At 58.7% G+C, this 24,958-nt stretch carries 12 protein-coding genes; 6 read left to right on the top strand and 6 right to left on the bottom strand.

Annotated elements, in window-relative coordinates; genetic code table 11:
• Positions 1-31 precede the first annotated feature (31 nt).
• Positions 32-1,462 (bottom strand): exodeoxyribonuclease I, encoded by a 1,431-nt coding sequence (gene sbcB, locus ACIQU2_RS18275; RefSeq protein WP_403143100.1) that lies wholly within the window; start codon positions 1,460-1,462, stop codon positions 32-34.
• A 183-nt stretch (positions 1,463-1,645) separates the two neighbouring features.
• Between sbcB and ACIQU2_RS18270 the strand changes: the two genes are divergently transcribed.
• From ACIQU2_RS18270 to ACIQU2_RS18245, 6 genes are all read left to right on the top strand, one after another.
• Positions 1,646-2,371: an RDD family protein gene (locus ACIQU2_RS18270; protein ID WP_403143098.1), complete on the top strand. Its 726-nt coding sequence runs from the start codon at positions 1,646-1,648 to the stop codon at positions 2,369-2,371.
• Entirely contained in the window at positions 2,368-3,345 is a 978-nt protein-coding gene (locus ACIQU2_RS18265; RefSeq protein ID WP_403143096.1) for a stage II sporulation protein M, read from the top strand. The genes ACIQU2_RS18270 and ACIQU2_RS18265 overlap by 4 nt, the downstream gene beginning before the upstream one ends.
• Entirely contained in the window at positions 3,332-4,876 is a 1,545-nt protein-coding gene (locus tag ACIQU2_RS18260; protein ID WP_403143093.1) for a DUF4129 domain-containing protein, read from the top strand. The genes ACIQU2_RS18265 and ACIQU2_RS18260 overlap by 14 nt, the downstream gene beginning before the upstream one ends.
• A complete protein-coding gene (locus ACIQU2_RS18255; protein WP_403143091.1) occupies positions 4,873-6,036 on the top strand; it encodes a DUF4350 domain-containing protein in 1,164 nt (387 codons plus the stop codon). Before ACIQU2_RS18260 ends, ACIQU2_RS18255 begins: the two co-directional genes overlap by 4 nt.
• Positions 6,033-7,034 carry an AAA family ATPase gene (locus tag ACIQU2_RS18250; protein ID WP_403143089.1) on the top strand — a complete coding sequence of 334 codons (1,002 nt, stop codon included), beginning with the start codon at positions 6,033-6,035 and terminating at the stop codon, positions 7,032-7,034. Before ACIQU2_RS18255 ends, ACIQU2_RS18250 begins: the two co-directional genes overlap by 4 nt.
• 130 nt (positions 7,035-7,164) lie before the next feature.
• Positions 7,165-8,496 (top strand): DUF58 domain-containing protein, encoded by a 1,332-nt coding sequence (locus ACIQU2_RS18245; RefSeq protein ID WP_403143087.1) that lies wholly within the window; start codon positions 7,165-7,167, stop codon positions 8,494-8,496.
• A gap of 24 nt (positions 8,497-8,520) precedes the next feature.
• Here the strand turns inward: ACIQU2_RS18245 and ACIQU2_RS18240 are convergent, their stop codons facing one another.
• The 5 genes from ACIQU2_RS18240 to ACIQU2_RS18220 form a co-directional block, all read right to left on the bottom strand.
• The gene (locus ACIQU2_RS18240; RefSeq protein ID WP_403143084.1) at positions 8,521-9,537 is read right to left on the bottom strand and encodes a hypothetical protein; all 1,017 of its coding nucleotides are present in this window, start codon (positions 9,535-9,537) and stop codon (positions 8,521-8,523) included.
• Positions 9,538-9,540: 3 nt separating this feature from the next.
• Complete coding sequence (locus ACIQU2_RS18235) at positions 9,541-12,432, bottom strand: hypothetical protein (RefSeq protein ID WP_403143083.1); 2,892 nt, start codon at positions 12,430-12,432, stop codon at positions 9,541-9,543.
• A 58-nt stretch (positions 12,433-12,490) separates the two neighbouring features.
• Complete coding sequence (locus ACIQU2_RS18230) at positions 12,491-16,978, bottom strand: neuraminidase-like domain-containing protein (protein ID WP_403143081.1); 4,488 nt, start codon at positions 16,976-16,978, stop codon at positions 12,491-12,493.
• A gap of 118 nt (positions 16,979-17,096) precedes the next feature.
• Positions 17,097-21,785 carry an Ig-like domain-containing protein gene (locus ACIQU2_RS18225; RefSeq protein WP_403143079.1) on the bottom strand — a complete coding sequence of 1,563 codons (4,689 nt, stop codon included), beginning with the start codon at positions 21,783-21,785 and terminating at the stop codon, positions 17,097-17,099.
• A 259-nt stretch (positions 21,786-22,044) separates the two neighbouring features.
• The gene (locus ACIQU2_RS18220) at positions 22,045-24,786 is read right to left on the bottom strand and encodes a hypothetical protein (RefSeq protein WP_403143077.1); all 2,742 of its coding nucleotides are present in this window, start codon (positions 24,784-24,786) and stop codon (positions 22,045-22,047) included.
• Between the last annotated feature and the right edge of the window lie 172 nt (positions 24,787-24,958).

Below are 24,958 nucleotides of genomic sequence, written 5' to 3'. Positions count from 1 at the left end.
CCCGGTATTCAGCCCCCGAACATTTTCGATTTCAAAGATTCAAACGTTTGCGTAATCCTTCGACATAATTCTGCCATTCATTCAGCACCTCTCGCTGAAACGATGTAGCCGTAATACTCCATTGGGCTGCGGCTTCTACAAAAGTTTCCAGCGTATTTGGCGCCCCCCACTCGGGTGCTGACAAACGTTGCTGACAGAATATTCTCCAGCGTTCTTGCTCTTCGAAATTCAACGTGTCGGGGAAGTTGCGTGCGCGATATCGAAACAATAATTCAGGCAATCGTTCATCATCGAAAGGCCATTGTTGTTGCGCTAATTGAGCCGGGTCGGCAGACCTGACTTGTTCACATAGGCGCCGATCCCGATCACCGATAAAACCATCGTATAACTGCTGCTCAGGGTCTTGGCTCGAGGTGAAATCTTCGCTGGCATAAATCGCCTGAACTTTATCTCGCCAAACTGTTTGTGCGTCACTTAGCCGCAGCGCACGCTCTTGGTAGAGCGACATATCCAGCCCCAAACGTTGCTGATCTTCAGAGCGAAGTACCGACAACGGCGCCACCACCGGGCATTTGTTGATGTGGATAAGTTTGAGCGGCACCGGCAACTCGCCCTCGGCCAAGTCATCGCGGCGGGTATACAGCCGTTGACGCAAGGTGTCGGCATCAAGATCGAGCAAGCCCTGAGGGTCCAGGTGCAGGTCACAGACAATCAAGGCGTTCTTGTTGCGCGGGTGCCAGGCCAAGGGCAGCACCACACCGACATAACTGCGCGCCGCTGAAAAGCGCCCGGAGATGTGCACCATCGGCTGCAACAGACGAATCTGATCCATCACCTTTTGTTTACCGCGCAACTGAAACAACCAGTCATACAACTTCGGCTGCTTTTCCCGGATCAGACGCGCCAGGGCGATGGTGGCGCGAACGTCCGAAAGCGCTTCGTGAGCATTTCCGTGATCAATGCCATTGGCGGCGGTCAGGCGTTCGAGCTTGAGCGTTATCCGCCCCTCGTCGTCCGTCGGCCAAACGATGCCGTCAGGGCGCAAGGCATAGGCTGCACGCACCACATCGATCAGGTCCCAGCGGCTATTACCGCCCTGCCACTCGCGCGCATAAGGGTCGAAAAAGTTTCGGTAAAGACTGTAACGGGTCATCTCGTCATCGAAACGCAACGTGTTGTACCCCGCCCCGCACGTGCCGGGCGCAGCGAGTTGGGCATGCACCCGCGTCATGAAGTCGGCTTCGCTCAGGCCTTGCTCGGCCAGTCGGCCGGGCGTAATCCCCGTGATCGCGCAAGCCGCCGGATGGGGCAGGATGTCTTCACTGGGCTGGCAGTAAAGGTTGACCGGCTCGTCTATTTCATTGAGATCGAAGTCAGTGCGAATCCCCGCCATTTGCAGCGGGCGGTCGCAACGGGGGTTGATGCCAGTGGTTTCATAGTCGTACCAGAAGATAGAGGTCACGGGCTATTCCTGAACTGAAGATCGGCGAAGTCTAGGCGTTCACATCCCGCCCCGGCCAGTAATCTCGTCATTCAATCACCTCTGGCCACTTACCGTGCAATACATAGTTATGTCGTTTTCCCCCGAGAGGCTGCTAGCATCGGACGGACATCGAATCCCGAACAGGCCACATCAAGGTTGCCCATGCTCGAGACCACAGCACTGCCAAGGAAAGCGACGCTGTCCCCGCCACTGGATACGCGGTATCAAGTCGAAACGCCGGAAGGCATCGATCTGCCACTGCGCCCGGCCGGGTTGATGGTTCGTGCGCTGGCGTTCGCCATCGATCTCGGGCTGCGCGGGTTGATCGTCGGCCTGCTGTTCATTGTCCTGGCGTTCCTCGGGAAACTCGGTGCAGGGCTCGGCTCGATTCTGTTGTTCGTGGTGAGCTGGTGGTACATGGTGCTGTTCGAAGTGCTCAATCAGGGGCGTTCGCCAGGCAAGCAATGGATGGGCCTGCGGGTGGTGCAGGACGATGGCACGCCGATCGGCTGGTCTGCTTCGCTGCTGCGCAACCTGCTGCGATTTGTCGACATGCTGCCGTTCGGCTATTTCCTCGGCGCCATCAGTTGCCTGCAACATCCCACCTTCAAGCGCCTCGGCGATCTGGCTGCCGGCACGCTGGTGATCTACCGCGAACAGCCGCTCGCCCGCCCACAACTGCCCGCCGTCCAGCCCCGGCGCCCGGCCTTTGCGCTGACGCTGACCGAACAACGCGCCATCCTCGGGTTTGCCGAGCGCCAGGGTGAACTTTCTGAAGCACGGGTCAAAGAGCTGGCGGCCATACTCGCGCAACCGTTGCAGGTGTCGGCGCCAGGGGCCGTGGACGAACTCAATGGCATCGCCCGCGGCTTGTTGGGCCCGACATGAAGCAAAGCCTTTTCGAAACTCGCCACAAGGCCGAATGGGAGCAATTTACCCTCGTGCTTGAACAGCTGGAGCAAGGCAAGGAAGCACAGCGAGTCGCCCGCTTCCCCAGCGATTATCGTCGTCTCTGCCAGCATCTGGCGCTGGCACAGGAACGTGGTTACAGCAGCTTTCTGATCGACTCATTACAGCAACAGGTCCTGCGCGGACATCAACAGCTTTATCGCCACCGCAGTCGACTGAGCGCCAACGTGCTGGGCTTCATCCTGGCTGACTTCCCGCGACTGGTGCGCGAACAGTGGCGCTTCGTGCTCGCCGCCGGCCTGATGTTTTTTGGCAGCCTGATCGGCATCGCAGTGCTGGTGTATCTGTTTCCGGACTTCGTCTACAACCTGATCCCGGCCGAGCAGGTCAGCGAGATGCAAGGCATGTACGACCCCGAGGCCGGTCACCTGGGGCGTTCGGCGGAACGGGCGGCCAGTGAAGACTGGGTGATGTTCGGTTACTACATCATGCACAACATCGGCATTGCCTTTCAGACCTTCGCCAGCGGTTTGTTGTTTGGCCTGGGCAGCGCGTTTTTCCTGTTCTTCAACGGTTTGATGATCGGCGCGGTGGCCGGGCACCTGACGCACATCGGCTACGGGCAAACCTTCTGGTCATTCGTTGTTGGCCACGGCGCCTTCGAACTGAGTGCTATCGCACTGGCCGGTGCCGCCGGCCTGCAATTGGGTTGGGCATTGATCGCGCCGGGGCGCCTGCCCCGCTCCGAAGCCCTGCGATTGGCGGCACGCAAGAGCGTGCTGCTGATTTGCGGGGTCATGCTGTTTCTGCTGATTGCGGCATTTATCGAAGCGTACTGGTCGTCCACGATCGGGGTCTCGCCAATGACCAAATACCTGGTCGGTGCAGCGCTCTGGTTGTTGGTGGCGACTTACCTGCTGTTTGCCGGACGGACCCGCCATGCGCCTGAGTGACGCCACGGTTGTCATCCGCCCGCGCACAACCTGGGAAGCCATGGACCTGGGCGTCCTGCTGAGCCAGCGACACCGGCGTCTGCTGATGACCAGTTGGGCCATCGTGACCTTGCCGATTTTCGCACTGCTCAGTTGGGTGCTGTGGGATTCGCCGTCCCTCGCCGTGTTCATTTTCTGGTGGCTGAAACCGGCGTTCGACCGCCTGCCGCTGTACATACTGTCCAAAGCCATGTTCGGCGAAACGCCCACCCTGCAGCAGGCGCTACGCCAATTTCCGCAGCTGCTCAAACCGCAACTGCTGGCGAGTCTGACCTGGCGACGACTGAGCCTGAGTCGCAGTTTCCTGATGCCGGTGGTGCAACTCGAAGGGCTGAGTGGGCAAGCGCGACAACAGCGCTTGCGGGTGCTGCTGCAACGCAATGCCGGCGCCGCGCAGTGGCTGACGATCATCGGCGTGCATCTGGAAAGCGCGTTATGGATCGGCCTGATGGTGCTGTTCTACATGTTCTTGCCGCAACAGGTCGAACTCGACTGGAGCTGGCAGACCTTGATCACCGCCGCTACACAGGACTGGCGATGGCTGGAACACCTGACCAATGCCTTTTACGCACTGGTGCTCATTGTCTGGGAACCGGTTTATGTCGCCTGCGGCTTCAGCCTTTATCTGAATCGGCGCACGGTGCTGGAGGCCTGGGATATCGAGCTGGTGTTCCGCCGCATGCGCCAACGCTTGAGCAGCGCCGCCGTCACCCTGCTGCTGGCGGCGTTCCTGTTGATGCCGACAGCACAAACCGTATGGGCCGCCGAGCCAGTCATTTCACCCGACAGCCCACGCCTGCTGGACCAGCCACTGACCAGTCAGGCATCCCGGGACAGCATCAAGGCGATCCTCGATCAGCCTCCATTCAGGAACAAGGAATCGGTCACGCGCTATCGGTTTGGCGAGGACAAACCAGACGCCGACACGGCGGACGATGACCAAACACCCGAATGGCTGGAGGCGCTGCTCAAGCTTCTGGACAACCAACGCTTCGGCGCAGCGGCCACGCTGATTGAAGTTGTGTTGTGGGGTGTCGTGATCGGTGCCATTGGTTTATTGATCTGGCATTACCGTGACTGGTTACAAGCCTTCGTCAGCCGTCGACCGGCCTTGAACAGCAAGGTCGCGCGGCCATTACCGCAACAGGCTTTCGGCCTGGACCTCAACCGCGAAACCCTGCCCGCCGACATCGCCGCCAGCGCCGAACGCCTCTGGCAAACCCACCCTCGCGAGGCGCTCGGATTGCTCTATCGCGGTCTGCTCAGCCACTTGCTGCACGACTTCAACATGGCGCTCAAACCCGCCGACACCGAAGGCGAAGTTCTTCAGCGCATCGAACACCTGCAACAACCTGCCTTGCTGGCCTTCAGTAAAAACCTGACCGGGCACTGGCAGAACATGGCCTACGGGCATCGCCTGCCGCCCGCGCATTTGCAACAGGAACTCTGTGACGGCTGGCGAGCCCTGTTCGGCCCGGGAGCGTTGCGTTGAACCGGCAACGCTGGCTGGCGGTCGGCGTGTTCATCGCCGTGCTATTGAGCGCGCTGAGTGTTTATCTGTACGTCAAGGCGACGCCCTATCAGGCAGACATCGATCACGGCCCCTCGCCCGAAGCCCAGGCCAATCCTTACCTTGCTGCCGAGCATTTTCTGCGCAAACAGAACCTGACCGTCAGCCACGCCAACAGCCTCGACATTCTGCCCACCCTGGAACCGCATCAGCACAGCCTGTTATTGCTCGGGGACCGGTACAACATGACCCCGCGCCAGATCGATCAGCTGTTGAACTGGACCCGGGCCGGCGGGCGACTTTTGTTTGTTGCCCAGTCGCTGTGGGATGAAAAGACCGGCCAAAGCAATGACCTGCTGCTCGACCGGGTGCAGCTGCACCAGTCGCTGAGCAAAGACCTCAAGGACCCGCCGCCCGCTATCGACAACGATCCTTACCCCAAGCTGACCAAGCTGTATCTGGAAGACGAAAACGCGCCGGCCTACGCCGGTTTTGATACCGCATTCCATCTCGAAGACCCGAAAAACCTCGCGCAAGCCTGGGCCAACAGCGGCAAGGCCACGCACATGATGCAGCTCAATCACGGGCTCGGTTCGATCACCGTGGTCACCGACGCCGACCTGTGGAAAACCCCGGCCATCGACCAGTACGACAACGCCTGGCTGCTCTGGTACCTGACCGCAGACACGAACGTGACCCTGCTGTTCAATACCGATCACGACGGCCTGCTGACCTTGCTTCTGCGCTATTTCCCGCAGGCTCTGGTCGCCCTTTTTGCCCTGATCGGTCTTGGCGTCTGGCACGTCGGCGTGCGCCAGGGTCCGCTGCTGGAACCAGCCCCAAGGGCCCGTCGTCAACTTCAGGAACACCTGCGCGCCAGCGCCGATTTCATGTTGCGCCGCAACGGTCAGGACCACCTGCTGCACGCCTTGCAGCAAGACATCCTGCGGCGCGTGCGGCGCCGTCATCAAGGTTATGAACAACTCGGCGTTGCCGAACAATGGCTGGTGCTCGCACGCCTGACCGGCCAACCCACACGCGCTATCAGCCAGGCCATGAGCCCGCGACCGAAGCAGCGGCTGTCCAGCGCTGAATTCAGCCGCCAGGTCGCCCACCTGCAAACCTTGAGGAACGCCTTATGAGTGAACAGATCGAGCCCGGCACACAGACCCACGCCGCCCAGCAGCGCCAACGCGCCAGCCAGTTGGCCCAAGCAGTAAGAACTGAACTGCAAAAAGCCGTGATCGGCCAGAACACCGTGATCGACGACGTCCTCACCGCGCTGATCGCCGGTGGCCACGTACTGCTCGAAGGCGTGCCGGGGCTGGGCAAAACGTTGCTGGTGCGCGCCCTCGCTCGCTGCTTTGGCGGTGAATTCGCGCGTATCCAGTTCACCCCGGACCTGATGCCCAGCGACGTCACCGGGCATGCGGTGTACGACTTGCAGACCGAGCAATTCAAACTGCGCAAAGGTCCGTTGTTCACCAACCTTTTACTGGCCGACGAGATCAACCGCGCCCCGGCGAAAACCCAGGCCGCGCTGCTCGAAGCCATGCAGGAACGGCAAGTCACCCTCGAAGGCCGCGCCCTACCCATCGTGCAACCGTTCATGGTGCTCGCCACACAAAACCCCATCGAACAAGAAGGCACTTACCCATTGCCGGAAGCCGAGCTCGATCGCTTCATGCTCAAGGTGCGCATGGATTATCCCGACGCCGAGCAAGAGTTGAACATGGTCCGCCAGGTCAGTCGCTCGACCCGGGCCGACATGCTCGATGTGCAACCGCTGCGCACGGTGCTGCAAGCCAAAGACGTCTTGGCTTTGCAACGCATCGCCAGCGATCTGCCGCTGGACGATCAGGTGCTCGACTATGCCGTGCGCCTGGCCCGCACCACCCGCAACTGGCCGGGCCTGATCCTCGGTGCCGGGCCTCGGGCTTCCATTGCGCTGGTGCGCTGCGCTCGGGCACGAGCGTTGTTACGTGGCGGCGAGTTTGTGATTCCGGATGACATCAAAGGCTGCGCCCTCGCGGTGTTGCGTCACCGTGTGCGGATTGCGCCGGAGCTGGACATAGAAGGGCTGGACGTCGATCAAGTACTCAAGCAACTGCTCGATCAAGTGCCGGCGCCAAGAGTGTGAACGCCGTGGTCGAGATTCGCGTCGACACCAGAAAAGATCGCAGCCTTCGGCAGCTCCTACGGGGGTTTGTGTTTGGCGTAGGAGCTGCCGTAGGCTGCGATCTTTTCAACAGGCCACACGGTGTCACGCAATGAAACCGTCCCGGCTTCTGTTGATCTGGCTCGCCGTGTTGCTGGCCATCGGCATCGTGCTGGGCGCGTTGCGGGCATTGGAATTTGCGGTTCCCTCGAGCCTGTTATCGATCAACTGGGGATTGCTGCTGGCACTGCTGGCCCTGGCAATGCTCGACGGCATCCACCTCAAGCGCCTGCCCTCTCCCCGCCTCCAGCGACAAATGCCCGGTAGCCTTGCACTCGGTCGATGGGGTGAAGTGCGACTGGAAATCGAGCATGACTTTGATCAACCACTGACCGTACAGATTTTCGACCATGTGCCGGAAGGCCTGAGCTTCGAAAACCTGCCTCTGTCGATCGAGCTGCAACCCGGCCAGCAAAGCCAGATCGGCTATCGCCTGCGCCCGCTCAAACGCGGTCATTTCACCTACGAACACTGCGAAATCAGCCTGCCGAGCCCATTGGGTTTATGGTCCGACAAACGCCTGCTCAATGTGACCGACAACACCCGCGTCTATCCCGACTTCGCCCGCCTCTACGGCGGCCAGCTGTTGGCCGTGGACAACTGGCTCAGCCAACTTGGCGTGCGCCAACGCCAGCGACGCGGCCTGGGTCTGGAGTTTCATCAACTGCGTGAATTCCGCGAAGGCGACAGCCTGCGCCAGATCGACTGGAAAGCCACCGCCCGCCAACGCACGCCCATCGCCCGGGAGTACCAGGACGAGCGCGATCAGCAAATCATCTTCATGCTCGACTGCGGTCGCCGCATGCGCAGCCAGGACGGTGAACTGGCGCATTTCGATCACGCACTCAACGCCTGCCTGTTGCTCAGCTACATCGCCCTGCGCCAAGGCGATGCGGTAGGCCTGAGTACCTTCGCCAGCGACCGCCCGCATTACCTCGCCCCGGTCAAAGGCACTCAACAACTCAAGGTCCTGCTCAACACCGTCTACGACCTCAACAGCACCCAGCGCCCCGCCGATTACCAGGCCGCCGCCAACCAATTATTGGCCCGGCAAAAACGCCGGGCTCTGGTGGTGCTGGTGACCAACCTGCGGGACGAAGACGATGACGAACTGCTCACCGCCGTCAAGCGCCTGAGCAAGCAGCATCGGGTGTTGGTGGCGAGCCTGCGCGAAGACCTGCTCGACAACCTGCGACACACGCCGGTGCAAACCTTGCCGGAGGCGCTGGCCTACTGCGGGACGGTGGATTACTTGAATGAACGGGCGGAACTCCATGAGCGGTTGAGTGCTCATGGAGTGCAGGTGGTGGATGCTCGGCCCGCAGAACTGGGGGCCGAGTTGGTGACGCGGTATTTGAGCTGGAAAAAAGCGGGAGCCTTCTGACCATTGATCGGGGTCAACGTCAGATTACTCGACCAGAAATTTCAGTATCTGTGAAGAATCCGGGAAAGCGGAGTACGTCAACCGAAAGATGTACTCGTCAAGTCCCCACACCGAAGCCAGAACTTTCCATTCTTTAGTCCGTTGGCTGAACTGCTGTGGGGAATCAAGCATCGAGGAAAAACCTACGTCCCGCCCCTCAAGCAATTCGAACGACGCCATCCCATTCAGCATCTCGGAAGGAACCGAAATGCTGAACACAACAGAGGCTCCCAACGGAATCCTCACCACAATCTCGGAACCCTTCACCTCGGACAGTTGATCACCCACCCGGTAAGTAATACCGGCAGGCAACCCGGTCGTGGGGATGAATGCCCCCAACGACATCGCATTGACCGGTGACTTCATGAGCAGGCGAGAGGCCGCCAGTTGCAATGCATAAGCGCCGCCGATCGTGCCGGTGCACTGCCAACTCAAACCGGCTGAGGTCAATCGTCGGGACTCACCCAACGCTGGCGTCACGGTCAATCCCAGTTCACTGGCCGAGGAGTAGCCCTTCAATCCCAGGCAAACGTCGCGACCGAGCAAAGGGCTATTCGCATTGGCTACCGACAATTTGACGGTATGAGACTGAGTGAGCCGGGGGAACCGGGTCTCGGCGCCCCAGACGGTTACCGAATCGGTGTTCAGTTGGATCTGGGCATCGTCCCAGACACCCGCGGCCAGTGCCTTGAAGCGGAATGTATGTAATGGAGCAGCCTCGGGGCCATCGTTTACGCTGTCCAGCGTAGCGACCACTACAACGTCCCCTGGTCTGTCGGCCTTATAGGTAAAACTTGCCCAGCCAGTGTCGTCGGTACCCACCCGCCAAGGCGTTTGTTCGACCGTAAAGATCACCTCTATATTCGACGCCGCCAACTGGGTGCTGGACGAGCGCACCCTGAGCGCCAGGACAACGCTTTCACCGACTACCGGATCAAAAGTGGCTTCACGCACTTGGCCAATCTCAACACGGTTATTCTGCAGATCTTTTTGGTCGACCATGAGTTATCCCTTTTTCGTCTGCGTTGTTGAAGTCGACACACGGGTGCCCGACTCTTCGGTGCCAGCGGCTATCACCTTGATTTCAAAGGTATGAGAAGGGAAAGCATCAGGCTCATCGTATGGGCTTCGCACCGTGGCGATAACGCAGTCTTCACCCGGTTGTGTGGCGGGGTAATCAAATTTTGCCCAGCCGTCATTCTCGGTAAAAATCGGTGTTGAAGTGCCTCCGTGCTTAAAACTCACCTCGACATCTGCCACTGCCTGACGGGTATAGAAAGACTCTGCATTGAGCCACAGTGTGACGGTCTGCCCCACCTCCGGATCAAAACTGGCCTCACGCACCTTTGCTATCTTGACTCGGTTGTGCCCCAACGACATAGGCACCGCTGGGAAAGTAAACCCGGCCTGATTGAGCTCCAGCGAGAGCCCCGACATCCCGCTTTCGGTGCTGTCGCGACCGTCCAGCGTCCACTCCAGGCCGTCACTTGTGAGTTCCCGCGGAGTTTTAGGTTCAAGCTCCAGATTGAGTGCATGGCTTGACGCATCGGCCAACTTTGCCGTGACCTCAAGCCCGATCAACAGGCTGCTGGGATTGGGAGTAAAGCGTAAGGTGTGCTCACCTCCCAGACAGGGATACGCCGTGCTTCCGAAGGCCAGCTTCTTGTCGTCGAACTCGAACGTTCCCTCTTCCTCAAGTGTTTTCGACAGCAGTCGCCCCTGCAACTCAAAAGGCGACAAATCGTCATGGCACACGTTCAACTGGAAACGAGCACTGATTTCGGAGGTTGAATGAACCTTCCAAGTCAACCCGTTCTCGGTCAATCGACGCTTGTTTTCCATCGGAGGGTTGAAGAAAAAGCCCAGACTCGAATCGCCTGCACTCGTCAGATCCAGATAGATTTCTTCGCACAAAAGGGTGTCTTCAGCCGGCATGATCAGCAGGTCTACCGGCTCAACATTGCGAAAACAGAGCAGTCCGACCCTTTCTTCTTGGCGGCTATTCAGTGTCACGGTTACCAGCTTGTTCCATGGATTTTCAGCCAAAACCGTGACATCGAATTCATACTTGGGATTCGGGGGCTCATAAGGGCTGAATGCTTCGGCTGTGATCTTGAAAGCACCTTCCTCGACAGGACTGAAGGGGTACACACACCAACCGTCCATGCCCGTCCGCAATGTCTCGTCGGGCGACTCGTTGATACTCCACTGGACATCAACCCCTGACACGCCCCCCACATCGGGAACCTGCGACAGTATTTGAACTTCCAACTGGAGGTCGGCACCGCCCACCGCCGGAAATCTCGATGACTGCTTCACCTCCCCAAGAGCCAACCTGTTATGGGCCAACTCCAGCGTCTGGAAGGGGGATGGTTTCAACAGTTTCGAACAGCGGACGCTGAACTCGAAACGGCTGTTTCTTCGATTCTCACACGCCATTTTCCACGTCAGACCCTGCCCCGCGATAGGGATCAAGGCATCAAGCTCGGGCTCGAATGTCACGCCCAGACCATCGGGCGTATCGTCCCCCGTCCAATGCAACGCCAGGTCGGTATCGGCCAATGCGTGGCTGGTCGGGAACGCCAGCGTCACCCCATGAGTCGCGCCGCGACCTGGGTAGGCGGTCTGCTCTCCCCACGTCCAGGAACGGGGCGGACCATCAAGCGAAAATGTTGCGCTCAGCCATGGATCCTCCTTCAGGACACGCACATTGAACGCGTACCTGGCGTCGTCCTTTTTATAATGACTGTCGACGGAGGCGACGATTTCATACTCGCCCTTCTTATCCGGTGTGTAGGTGCAACTGGCTTCACCCACACCGTCAGTGGGTTGCCTGAGCAACACAATATCGCCCTTGACGTTCGGACCTTTCAGGGTCCAGGTGACCTCACGATTGGCCATGGGTCTTTTCGTATAGTGGGACTCCACACGTACGGTCAGCCTCACCTCTTGCTTAAGATCAACCACCGGGTAGTAATCGGCCTCTCTCACCGCGACGATATCGAGCCGGTAATTACCCAACAAAACCGGTATCGAATAGATTGGCGCGGTGTACTGACTGCGAACGTTCAGTACGCTTTCAATGTCCTCTTCGTCACCGTCCGCGTCCGCGCAACTGATCAACCACGTCCCTTCTATGGACTGCTCCGATCCCAAGGGCGGCGATGTACCGATCATGTCTCTGGGGTCGGTGGTCTGCTCATTCACCAGCAACCCCACCTTCGTCCCGTTCCACACGCTGTCATCGACCGGTTTCATCGTGAACGCAAAAGCGTCTTCGCCAGTGGCACCGAAGCATAGACGCAATGGTTTATCGAGCGTGTGGACAAGCGGGTCCAGCGGGTCCAGTGTCCAGCTCTTCAGTTTCAAGTCTTCAAGGACCAGTTCAATCATCACCTGGGTGACACGTAATCCCCGAGACATACCCGGACGATCATTTGCCGGACTGATGAACGTGATGGTGACGGTGGTCTCCTCCGGTTTCAACCAGTCGAGGTTATATTCACGCCGCTGAAGATCCAGATCAAAGGGTTCCTCGGACTCATCGCCGCGCTCCAGTTCGCCAAGGCGCGTTGGCACAAGAAGCTCCGTCTTCGTTCCGCTCGATCCAGAGGAAATCTGCACCTTACACTCCGCGCCCTGAGTGGCCTCGTACCAGAAACTCAGTCGATAGTCAGCCCTACCCGCCGTTGGTTTCGGAAGGTCCACCAGCGTAATGGTTTGTTCGGCAGTCCCCTCGTTGACCAGGCGCAGATGCTTGGTGGCAGCGCCGTTCCACTGCTCTTCAGCGATGATGACCTTTGCATCATCATTAACTATCCAGGGAGCCTCCAAGGTCTCGAGGAACTGCCCATTGACAATAAAGTTGTGATTGGCAGTGATCGTTGGCTCGCTCATGAGCACACCCTCTTCAAGTGCAATTGATGTGCTCTGCCCTTACCGGGCTGCGCCCCGGTCACGTCGCAGATCCAAGTTTGCCTTCAACCGCCGCAGCGAAGGCCGTCCCACCGTCTTTAGCCGTGTAACTGAGGTGGAGGATGATGTCTGTCAACGAGTTGAGCAGTGTTTGTTGTGGCGTGTCCCCATGCCGTGGAAACGTCAATCTCCACGTTGACACCGCGCCAGTGCCTTCGAAAGGTTGGTAGCGGCTATTGTCGAAATCCATGACGATACCGTTATCTTCCAGCCCCTTTGACACACCGATTTGCTGGTGGGGGCGCACATTCAGAATCACCCCCAGCGGTATCGGATCACTGGAGGGCAGCTCGTGCAGGTACTTCACTGAATCGAGGGTCGGTTGGGTTGCCGTATAGCTGCCCACCTGCATCAGGAGGGCGCGAACGTCCTGATAAGGGGCCAACACTGCCGGAAAGGTAATCGCCACCGAACTGATCTGTCGGCAGTAATGCCCTGGGTAGTCCTTATCGAAGCATTTCTGCCCAAGCGTAAAGTCGAGCGTCCCGCGGTCGCCTGCCAAAAGCTCCTTCCAATGTTTTTTATCATCCTCACTCCCCCCTTCCAGCAGCGTCTTGAGGGAGATCGTCTTGACCAATTCGATCCGGCGCTCGTTGCGTTTGAGGTAGGCCGACTCCATTTTGAGCAGGTCCAGTTTCAACGAGTAGGCGGCGGTCAAGCCATGGAAGGTGTCCAGCCAGACATCCGGGCGGATGAAACGCTCCTGGTAATCGCCCATTTCATACTGCCAGCACGTCTCGGCACTCAGGCACAGCGCAACCACGGCATCGTAGAGTTGAAAGTACAAGGTTTTCATTTGCCCCAGCATCCAGCTGTAAAGCGCCTGACTGGTGCTACGGTTCTTGTAGAACGCAAACAGTTGCTGGGCGTGGGCATTGGCGAGGTCGGTTTGCTCCAGGCTGGCCCGGGCTGCGTTGATGGCATGTCGCTGGGCCTCGATCTGCTTGCGTAGCGTCTGGGCTTCCAGGCCCGCCTGGTCGCGGGCCAATTCCCACTCCACCTGACGACGCCGGTACTGCTCGTTGATTCCGGTCTCCTCGGCTTCGATCAACAAGGCATCTACAGCAACCTGGATACCGTAGCCGATGGCATAGGGAATAGCCGCCAATCGATAGCCACCAGCTGCAACCCCAAAAATATTGGGAAGCACATCGAGCCCAGCCCCAACCGTCTGCAGGGCCGCTGCACCCAGGCCAACACTTTTCGCCAACAGGGTTTTTTCCAGAACGTCATACTCGGCCTGCGACACCCCTCCTCCTTCTTTGGGATCGGCCAATTTGGTGTAATGATCCGCCCGCGCCTTGACCATGACCTCGCTCTGCCTCAAGGAGGCTTCAGTCGCCACCAACTGAGCGATGGTTTCCATCTGTACAGTCCTGGCATAGCTCCCCAGCTCAAGCATCTGTTTCTGCTGCAGTTCCTCTTGTTGCCCGCGGTCACGTTGCTCCAGGCACAGGCGAACCTGATCGCCATACTCGGCGAGGGCTTGTACTCCACGCAGGGCCATCTCATGCATGACACGCCAGCGATGCGGCACCACCTGCACCTGGCCACCAGGATTGCGTGGCACGCCCGAGTTCCCCTGCCCCTGCGCCCGCAACAGGTCCAGCGGCTCGACCGGCGCGTCGAACAGCGGAATCGACAGCGGCTTGCCATCGATCGTCAGGTCGTTGCGCAGGTTGGCCAGCCGTTGCTTGAGAATGGCCCAGACTGCTATCAACTGCTCGTTGACCGGAGGCCGGAAAACACCGCTGCCCAGCAAACCCAACCGAGGCGTGGCCGACATGCCCAACGGGACCTCCGCCTGGTGGAGGTCAAAAGCAGCCTCGAACGCCTTGAGGTCTTCCCGCCCCCGGATCTGTTCCAATAAATCCTCCAGTTTGGCCGGCGTCCAGGCGTTGGCCGTGCGTACATCCGGCTCCTCGCCCATCAACGATAACGCTCTGACGTAGCACAGTTTGGCGGCGACCATGCTGTCGCGGCTCAACTGGCGATACAACCCATCGCCCCAGGCAATCAGGTTGCGGACATAGCGCATGAAAATGGCGATTTGCATGTGAACCGGTGCGGTATATCCGATCGCATCCGGGTCGTGGGGGGCAAACGCCTCATAGGCCGGATTGAGGGGAATGTTCAAGGGACGGCAACGCCAGAAAGGAGGGGCCGGGATGACGTCAAGATCATCTGGATCCGCCTCTATCGCCCGCGCCAGCGGGTTGAAAATGTATTCGAACCAACCTTGCGCTTCGCGAAAACGGCCTTCCTCCATCAGGCGTGACCCCACCAGGTCCGGCAGGTGGAAAAACAGCTCCCAAAAAAACAAGCCATTGCAGCCATCGAACGGCCCGTTCGTTTCAACAGTCCCGTTCGGTAGTGGAGGTTCTTCGACATGCTGGATGTCCCAGGCCAGCACCGCGTCGGTTGAGATCGCTGCGCGCTCTACCAGCACCGGGCCGAACTTGGAGTTCAGACGGACAAACTTGAGGGCCTGAGCAGATTTATTGAAACTCAGGAACTGCGCCGCGTCAGGGTTGCTGTTGTCGATGGAAGGAATGTCATACAGCTGTGAGGCACGGGTCAGGGTCACCTGATAGCCATTTCGTCCATATGCCAGGTCTGAGCCCACTACACCAAAGGTGAATGCCATCGGCGAATCAATGGGGAACGTGGCGAGGGTTGAAACGGCCGCAATATCCCTGCGGTAAACCAACCAGGGCGTTGCGAAGTCACCGTTCAATTCACCGGTCGCGGTCCAGTCTGGAGGGTCGATCACGGTTCTGGCAGAAAAACTCAGTATGAAGGGCGCCGCGGCGTAGAAAATCTTCGGTACGAGCTGATTGGTCTCGTTCGCCAGCGTCTCTCCCAACAGCGGCACCGAAAAACCCGCGCCGGTCAAAATCTTTTCTGGCGTCATCACCATCAGTGCCGACAATTGCGCTGCTGACAACTTTTTAGTGACGGCAGTTGCGACCCAGACATCTGTACCGGCCTCGGTTTCCTTGAAATCAGCAACGGCAAACGAATGAAATAGCACCGCGTTGAACTTCAGCTCAAGAGCGGCGGCCGGTTTAGCAGAAGTGCTGAAGGTGACCGTGAGTCGATCCTCCCCCGCTTCGACCAGCCGGATATCAAACACCGGAGTTGTCACTGAAGCACGCCCTTGCCAGCCAATGGACAGCGTCTTGATCGCGCGCCGGTCCTCCCTCACGGCATCGCAACGCCCGCGAACCCGCAAGACGTCCCAGACCTTACCCCCATCAGCTTCGCGCGTGTGGATCACCTCCAGCGACAGCTGATCATTGATGCTGCCTTCAACATCCTTCGTAAACCCGATAGTGATGGGCGAGAGATCTGTCGGAAGGATTTTGTGCTGCAAGGTGTCCGGCGACTGAAAACGGGCAAAGGTCAACGCCAGCATCGCCAGCCGGTCGTCCGCTACCTTGCGAAACATCGTATCGAGGTTGACATGAATCTCTATGTCCTTGAGCGCCGAGACCGCTGTCAGGGATGAGCGATTGGTGTAGCAAACCGCCAGGCGGTCAGCACGAGGGTCACCGCCGCCAAAGACCACCGCGGTCATCCGGCCCTTGGAGACATCGTGATCACAGTCACGCTGATGCAAGGTCATGGGCGGTGACCACTGGCCATTCAGGCCGGCATGCGTGACCTTTATCTCCAGAGACCAAGGCACGCTCACCCGCCCCTCACTATCCAGCTGCCGATCTCGCCATTCACACCAGACCAGCATCAGGCGGCCCCCGCAATGCACCGGACGGATATCCAGCACCTTGCCCGTCGCCCCCGTATCGATCAACTGCCACTCGCCCCAGGCCGTGGGGTTGAGCGTTGGGGTGGTATCGGTCAGCTCGACCCGAGCCTTGCGCCAGTAATACGCGTGGGGAGGGGTTCTTTCTCTGCCGATAAAGTAATACGGCGCGTCCTGGTAATTGCCGCCATCGATGTAGCCACTGATCACTTCAAGATCACAGGTGCGCTGGAAGCTCTGCAAGTACTCTTGCAGGGCCAACTGCACGGAGCCGGTACTGAGGCGCATCTGGTTCAGGCTGTTTTCAAGGGCCTTGAACAATGCGGTTTTTTTCAGGCGCAGCGACGGGACGATGTAGTTCTCCGCATAGTCCATAAGCATCTGGTTACCGGCCCAGGTGCCGTAGTGACTGAGAATCTGATACCAGTGTTGCAAATCCTCCTCGTCGAAGTGGCTGTCCTCGTAACCGGGTTCCATGCCGCTGTAGACCGCTTGAATATGCTGTTGCAGGCACCTGACGAGGGCCGAAACCCAGGTCGCCTGCAGCTTGGCGCTGTCCTGTGGGTCGGTCATCAGGTATTCATACAGATCATTGGGTGTCAGCAGGGCCACCGCGCCCTCCCAGGCTTTCTGGCCCAGAATGTATTGCACCAGCGCATCCCTGCGCAGTTCCGCCAGTTCATCGATATGGAGTTTGTCCACGTTCTTGCTCCCTGTCGCGACGCTTGAGGGGCCAGACCCGTGGCGACGCAACGCCACGGCAGGCCAACAGTAGGTTCGGGCAGGCACCGCCCGATCAATGATTCGATAGTGCCGGGCCTCAGGCCGAGCGCGGTCGTTTGGGCAATGGGCGCTTACTCAATGTCCCCTCCAGGATCAAGGCCTCATTGAGCCGGTCACAGAGCAAGCCCAGCTGGAACGTGCCGCTCTTGAGGTCGCCCGCCTTGATGGTCCAGGTCTGCTTCTGATCGCCCTCAAACGTAAAGTGCGCGGCGAGTGGCGGATCGAACTCCAGCCCCAGGGCTTTCCTCGTGTAATCGGAACTCCAGCCCAACGCGCCTTGGGAGTCCTTGAGTGGCACAAGGTCATCGGGAACGATCTCGAGCTCATACTCTTCGCCTCGGAACAGTTCGAACTGACCAGTGCCAGGAAGGATGATCTGCTCGGGCCCGGATGGACGCGTGGGGATCAGTTTGACCTTCCATACGAAGGCCGGAATGACCGTCAGCTCGAACAGCTGTGTCTTGTCTTCTTTGCCTACCAACGTTGCCGTAACCCGGTACTTGCCAGGCCTTGGCTGTTTGAACGGGAAGTTCGAACGGCCTTCGGCATTGGTCGTGATGACCTCGGTGGTTGGAAATCCGTTGCCTGCCGGGACGCTTTCGACCTTCCATTCGATCGGATAGTTGGCGACGCCCAGTGCTGCCGGGGTGTTCTGCACCTTGACATCAATCCAGAGCATGCTGGGCTCACGAGCACCGGCAACTGGAAGCCGATAGTCCACGGAGTAACTCGGGATGAAGACGTCATTCGCCACCCAAATTTCAACGCTCATAACGGAGTCAGTGCCCCGTTGCGCATAGACGGTCAGCCCGCCCGGCCGCGGCGTGAGTTCGAATGTACACAGTCCATCGTCAGAACTCTCTACAGGGTGTCTGGTAGTTGACTCGCTAGTCCACCAATTGACGGTCTCGCCCTCTACCGGCTGCCCACCGAGCCCGACCACCTTGCACTGCATTTTTAGCACCTGACCCTGCACCGCCTGACTAATGGCGTAAGGCTTATCGAGAATCCGCGGCCGCTCCTCAAAGGTGATTTTCCCGTTGAAGTCCGCGCTGTGTTCAGTATTCGGGTACGTCACCGAGACCTTGGCCTCACCTGCGCTCAGGCTGGAGATCCTGACGCGGGTGACGCCATTTTTATCGGTAAAGGTCTCACTGGGGCGGATGCGGCCATGGGTGGTCGCCCAGGCAACCGGTCGTAAGGCGGCACGATTGCCGTACATGTCGACCAGCGTTGCGTAGACCTCCACCTCTGTGAGGTGCCCTGCCAGAACCGGATCATTGGGCAGCTTCGACATGAGCTCCGATGGGAAGTTGAGCGATGCTTCATCGCAGCCAATCACCACCGACGGTGCATAGCTTGGATCGCGCATCAGCAGGTTGAAGCGGACATGGGCCGTGCCCATTCCCGCGCCCGCCTGCAGACGGGCCGTGGCGCGTCCCAGGTGGTCGGTCCTGGATGTGGAGTCGAGCAGATACCCCAGATCCGTGGTCCATTCGATATCAACACCCTTGAGCGGTTCACCGTAGAAATCGAGCAAGGTGATGTCGAACACGGCGACCTCTTGCGCCAGGTTGGCAATCAAGGTGGTCGAATCGACGGTGCAACGCGTAGTGACGCTCTGCCCGACCTCGCCAGACTCCTCGACGATTTTCAAGGTAGCTGATTTGGCCAGGCTCTCCAGCGCGGTTTGTGCGGCGGCGGTATAGACCGACTCCAGATCCCTGGGTGTGAGACGGCCCAACATAAACCCGGTGGTTGCATCCAGCCCTTGCCTCGACAGCTCCAGGGTGCGAACCAACAGGTCCAGATGGGCAAGCGTGCGCAGCAGCGGTCTTGCCGGAACCTCACTGTCCGGGTCTACCGGGTTCGCCTGATCCGCGCATTCGAGCACATGCCGGATCCCGCAGCCAAAATACGCGGCCAGCTTGTCGGCCGCGGCATCGCGCACCAGGCGCATCCCGTCCTCAGAGAGGTCATCAGGCAGTTGATTGACCTGACGCAAGTAGTCGAGTATCTGGGCTTCAGGCTGCCGGGCCAAGGTTATCATTCGGCCATAGAACGCCAGAAAATAGACGGTCTTGATCGACATCTCATAGGGGCTCTCCAGACTGAACCATTGGTACTGATCGCCCGTCAGGAGCGTGGCGAGCAGCTCGGGGCTCAGCGCCAGTCCGGTCGCCACTTTGCTGCGCCGCTCCAGCTCTGCCAGCATTTCAAGAAAGGGATCTGCCGGGTCCGGCTCTTCCAGTGAGCGGCGCTTGTCGCCCGGGCCCATCGTCATGGCCTGTTGCAACAACGGATACGCGTGGCCCTGAGCCCAGAACAGCACCCACGGCACCAGCTCCGAGCGCAGGCCGAGAAACACGGCAAGCGCTTCCTGCACCACGGAGTGCTGCTCGGCCCTGATGCGCAGCAGCACCGACAGGAGGAGTGCCTGAATACGCTCGCGCTCACGTGTGATAGGCTCGCCCTCACCGGGCATCTCATTTTTAAGCACTTCCATGATCTGGTCCTGCGCGTACTCCAGATACTGCTCCTCGGTTTCTTCGTGCTCCCCCATCACCAGGCCGTGCTCATCCACCAAGGCGTCAAACAGCGGCAACCAGCTTCTGTTTTCGCCCGTTATATTGTCGACAAGTGCCGGTACCCCTTCTTCCAGCAACATGGCCTCGACCAACCGCACCGGTTTCACCTGGCTGTGCAGTTGCTGGAACAAGCGCTCCTGCGCCTCGGACCAGACCGCCGGCACCACCACCGGGTTCACGTTCTGCACCAGCCACAACACGCCGATATTGTAACTGCGAGACCAGCGCACGCTGTCCATCAGGGCCCGTATCACACTCAACACATCCGTGCTTTCACCGCCCATGTAGGTCGCCACTCGCGGGGTACCCGCCAGCTGCGCCACCCAGTCATCCCCTTCGCCCAGGGTCTGCAGCAACGCCGTCGCTTCGACCGGGGTGACCCCTAACAGCCGAGCCAGCCTGACCAACCGATAAAAACTGGAGAACACTTCCAGGTTGCGTATCAGATGGGTCTTGAGGTCAAAGGCCTTGGCAATCACGGTCGCCAGGTAACGATAGGTCTCGAAGTTGATCTCCAACCCGCTGCAAATCTGCTGCACCGTGCGCTCATCGGCCTCGGTCCTCGGGATGATCGCGAACTCGACGTCATCGATCTTCAAGGGCTCGAGGTACAGCGACTGCCGGTTATACACACGGTCGAAGTGGGACAGCACCTCGTCCCGCCCGTACACCGACATCACATCGATGAACGCGGCGAATTCTTCGGCGCTGCATTCATAGTCCGTGCGCAACACTTGAAACAGCCCCAGGGCCCGCAGTGTGTTATCGGTGATCCACACCGAGGTGGTAAGGCCCTCACGCCGTTCGGCGTGGATCGCCGCCATCAGCAGTTGGTCGACCTCGTTGCTGGGCAAACCCAGCCAGCGGTCCAGACGGCACTTGCGGTTGATGCGGTCCATGCGGTGTTCAAGGTGCTTTTTGGGCTCCTCACCCACATTGTGTAGCTCGAAATTGTTCCCCGGCCCGCCCCGGACCAAGGTAATCGCCGGACCTTGCTCCGCATGGATAAACGCCGCCCCGAAATACGCCCCGGAATCAGGTTTCTCCGGATCTACCAGCGCGGGGGCATTTTCAGAGAGTGTGGGGGCAAAGGCTGCCAATCCCAAAAGCGCCTCGACACCTGCCGGGGCAAGTTGTGTCGCCATGGAAAAAGCCCATAACTGGCGCACATCAATAAGGCCAATTCGACCGAAATTCTCCGGATAAAAATCCGCAGCAGACTTGTCAGGGTCTGGATCGATCAACCGGGTCCGGGGATCGACCCGTCGTAACGGCTTCGCGGCCTGAGTGCCGTTGAGCGGGAAATACGGAGCCTCCAGCAGCAGCGCCTGCCGGATGGGCCCGAAATCGGTACTCTGGCGCAGTGCAATATCAGACTTGCTGCCGCGTGCCCCCGGGTTCTTGAAATACGGATAGTCCGTGTCCGTACGACCAACGAGCTCACCCAACGAGCCGCTGCCGAGCGCGGCCTTGATGACATAGATAATGCTTGCCCAATCCGGGTCAAAGGGCAGGCCATTGTGAAAGCGGGTGCGGCGCAGCAAGTCATCGATGCTGTCATTCGAATGTTTCGCGCTGATTTGAGCTTCGAGTACCCGATTGACGATCTCAAGCGCGGACAAGGTGCGGTTCACCGCCATAGGGTCGATCAGATGCTTGTCCACATCCGGCCGTCGTACCCTCAGCGGTAGCGTTCGATCGTCATCGCCGAGGGGGATAAGCTTGTCGCGCACCCACTCGCGCAGCTCTACCATATAGGCAGTCGTCGAGGCGCTGGACTCAAGAGCATTGACCGGGCTGCAGGCGGAGAAATCAGGCTTGAACAACTCTGCGTAGGTCGGAACCTTGGTTATCACCCACCCTGCGCTCTGCGCATTCGGGCCGTCCGGCCTCAGGCTCTGTTCACGAAACGCCCTGGCGATGTACAGGGCCAGGGCATCGCCTCGGACTATCAGGGAGTGGGCTTCTTCCTGACTCAGGCCAAGCTTCTCTAACCCGGTAGGCCCTAGTTTTATCAGGTCGAACACGCTGGGGTTTTGCGCGATGTAGTCATCGAAAGGCCCGAACATGCCAATGCGCTGCTCCCCCAGCACCGCCTTGATCAATTGATGAATCGGCCGATTGTCAGATGTATTCATTGCGGTATTTCCCCCTCAGGCAAAAACCAATGCCGAACTTCACCCGTGAGTGGGTGGGTGCTCTAGACAACTCGATTTAGCGCTTGCTGATGAGGTGCGGTCTACTGTCATAACTGACAGTTGTGATGACCGCTGGTCGGGATGCATGGCCCTTGAAAGCCAGCGAAAGCAGAAAAAATGGCCCTCACAAGAGGGCCATAGGGGGACAGCGAGGTATCAACCGAAATCAATCACCCTCGCGGGCGCTTCAAACCGGTGGCTATTCCTCCACCATAAAACGCCCACTCTCGGCCCACTCCGATGCCGTACCGTCCGGCAGGGTCTGGCGCACGACCACCCACGCCGCGCCGACGGGCAGACTCTGGTTGCCCGTCACTTTCCATACGCCCTTGTCATCAGCTGCCTTTGGCGGCGCCAGCAGGTTAGCGGTGTCAAACCATGAGGCGACGCTGATGGTGGCCCCAGGCGTTGCCAAACCACTGAACTCTGGTCTGACACCGACCCAATCGCCCTCTACAGGGGCGGTGATGGTCGGGGCTGTCGAGAGCAGCGTGAAGTTACGGCTTGGGGACATGTCCGATACATAATTACCGGGCGCGATCTGTTCCACGGTAACGGTAAAGGGCTTTCCGGGCTCTGCCCAACGAAGGGGAAACGACCATGTTCCCCGTGGGCTGACAGGGACAGGGCGATGCGTCTCGAACGGGAGTCCCCTGCGATAAAGCCTCACCGAATCCCCTGCATAACCGAACCCGGAAAACACAACCGTCTCAGACATCAGTTCGCCTTCTCTGGGCGTATCAATCACCGGCACGGCAGGCACCACTGTCACCGAACAGGTGAGACTGTCTTTGGAGGGAACGCCCTTGTACCGTTGGATTGCCTTGATCTCGAGCAAACCCACCACGGAGGTCACCTCCTCCTGCCATGAACCGTCGGTTTGCACTTGAATGTCCTTATAGGTCGACGGCTGCCCATTGAGTGTCAGGTCGATGACACCCCCCGGCCAACCACCCTCGCCGCTGACGGTAAAGGTCCGCGCGGGTCTCGTACCATTTACAGGCGCCTCAATGGAGGGGGACGGCACAACCACCTTGATCAGCAGTGCATCAGTCTCATTGGATGCATAGGTCGTATTGAAGATCTGCTTGGCATAAATACGCACATCACCGAGGTTTTGTTCGTCGAGGGTCACCTTCCATGTGTTGTCCGTGCCCACTTGGTCTCGGCCTAACTGGAGATCCGTGTTCCACGAGTAAACATGAACCCAGCAGCCTGCAATCCCGGTGCCTTCTATGACCGGTTTCGGAGGGACTTCATTGTTGTTGGCGGTCGGAAAGTTAATCGTCGGGGGTGGGGTCTTGACCGGGAAGGATTGATTCTTCACCTCCGACGTCTGTCCACCAAACGTCGATAGCACCTGAACCTCGACCAGCCCCAGAGGTAATGTGTAGTTGAAGCTCCATTCGCCCGTACTTCCATTGGCGCTCACCGTCCTGATCGGCTCGCCATTTTTAAAGCGCACGACGACCTGGGCATTGGGCCAGGTCTTGCCATGAAACTGCACAGTCTGTTGCGTTTCAACTCCAGCGGCCGGGGAGAAAAGCTCCGGCAGATCGGGCTGGATAATCAGCTTCTCAGTCAGCACCGTAAACTCCGACCAGCGGTTATTTACTCCTTGCCGCGCCTTGACGGTGTAACTGCCTGGGGCAATTTTGCCGGTCGCCGTGGTGCGCCATGGCTCGCCCGACACGGCAATGAGATCCGGAATATTCGGGTTTGCGGCGTCGTTGAGCGTGATCTGGATAGCGACCCTGTTATCGCCCCAAACATTGCGCCTGCCACTGAACGTAGGGATCTGTCCGCTCAGCGTCGGAGCGTCGACGGTCGGTTTGGGCGTAATCACCGTCACCGACACCAACGTCCACCCCGTGCTCCTGATCTGACCACTGCCGCCGTCAGAAACGCTCTGCTGTGCGCCGAATTTATATAGAGCAAGGCTTGGCAAAAGACCCACGATGTCCTTTGACCATGTCCTGTTATCGGCAACGGGAACTCCCTCAAATGGGGGGGAGGTATTGCTGCTGTAATGGATGTGGACGAGCGCCCCCGGATACCCTGTGCCGGACAACCGGACGGTTGAGTTGTTGTTGTGGTGCGTAACAGTGATTGGCGATAACTGGGGTGGTCGGACTTTGAAGGTGCGGGGGGCGCCGCGTAGTGACTGTTTCCCGCTATGTTTTTGTAACGCAACCAGAGATTGGCTCCCCGGGTCCACAGTGACTTCAGCGGTCCAGTTCGCCCCCGTTAACACGCCGCTTTCACCGACCTTGCCGCTCAACGCGTCCTTGTATATTTCGACCTTGGCACCGGTTAGCCCATTGTTACCAGTAACGGTAAATATCTGCTCTTGCTCGCTACTGGCAGCGGGAGTACTGATGGCCGGCACACCTAACACTTTAAAAGTCACGGCATCCGAATAGCCGAGAGGGGCACCGCTCACTATATATTGAGCCTGCACACTCACGTCGCCACTTGGCAGCGTTACATTCAGCGGCGCTTCCCAATTGCCGGAGCCTGGAGCGGGAATGGCCGGGCTGAACTCATTCCAATGATTGGTCGCCCTGACCACAACAAGCCTGGCGTCTGGGTGGGTTTCGCCCCTGAAGACTATCTCGTGACTCGCCACGAGCTGATTCGCAGTGGGTGAGGTGATGACCGTCCTCCTGAGTACAAAGAAGTTGCGTGCAGCAGAGTAGATCGGGGTGTAACCGGCTTCCCACTGGCTAACCTTAATCGAGTTATTGCCTAGGGGCAGATCCTGATTGAGCGACAGCTCCCAACGCCCAAATGAAGAAACCAAACTGCGATTGCTTAGAACAACAGAATGATTGTCCGCCCTGACAAGTTGCACAAACGAGTATACCTGGCCACTTCCTGAAAACGTGGGCCTTCTTTCATACAAAATCGGCGGTATCTGATTAATAGCGACCGGGTCCATGACGCAAAAAGCCCCTGAATCGTACCAATAAGACCACCTATCAGAGTCCCTATTCAGGTACGTGTAATGGACATTATAAATTCCTGGCCGTGTAAACACGCTCTTAGTTTCAAAAGGGTTGGTGTAGATATTTATCTTATCGTTACCGACATGAGTACCGTTACGCTTGAAA

It is taken from the genome of Pseudomonas sp. NPDC098740 (genome assembly GCF_044760065.1).
GTDB lineage: Bacteria > Pseudomonadota > Gammaproteobacteria > Pseudomonadales > Pseudomonadaceae > Aquipseudomonas > Aquipseudomonas rossensis.
The sequence above is the reverse complement of the archived record's forward strand: the minus strand, read 5'-3'. Positions and strand labels throughout refer to the sequence as shown.

What these genes read in the sequence shown, in the direction of transcription:
- ACIQU2_RS18270 (WP_403143098.1), top strand. Translation starts at nt 1,646, where the DNA reads ATGCTCGAGACCACAGCACTGCCAAGGAAAGCGACGCTGTCCCCGCCA.
- ACIQU2_RS18265 (WP_403143096.1), top strand. Translation starts at nt 2,368, where the DNA reads ATGAAGCAAAGCCTTTTCGAAACTCGCCACAAGGCCGAATGGGAGCAA.
- ACIQU2_RS18220 (WP_403143077.1), bottom strand. Translation starts at nt 24,786, where the DNA reads ATGGACCCGGTCGCTATTAATCAGATACCGCCGATTTTGTATGAAAGA.
- ACIQU2_RS18245 (WP_403143087.1), top strand. Translation starts at nt 7,165, where the DNA reads ATGAAACCGTCCCGGCTTCTGTTGATCTGGCTCGCCGTGTTGCTGGCC.
- ACIQU2_RS18260 (WP_403143093.1), top strand. Translation starts at nt 3,332, where the DNA reads ATGCGCCTGAGTGACGCCACGGTTGTCATCCGCCCGCGCACAACCTGG.
- ACIQU2_RS18225 (WP_403143079.1), bottom strand. Translation starts at nt 21,785, where the DNA reads ATGAATACATCTGACAATCGGCCGATTCATCAATTGATCAAGGCGGTG.
- ACIQU2_RS18250 (WP_403143089.1), top strand. Translation starts at nt 6,033, where the DNA reads ATGAGTGAACAGATCGAGCCCGGCACACAGACCCACGCCGCCCAGCAG.
- ACIQU2_RS18235 (WP_403143083.1), bottom strand. Translation starts at nt 12,432, where the DNA reads ATGAGCGAGCCAACGATCACTGCCAATCACAACTTTATTGTCAATGGG.
- ACIQU2_RS18240 (WP_403143084.1), bottom strand. Translation starts at nt 9,537, where the DNA reads ATGGTCGACCAAAAAGATCTGCAGAATAACCGTGTTGAGATTGGCCAA.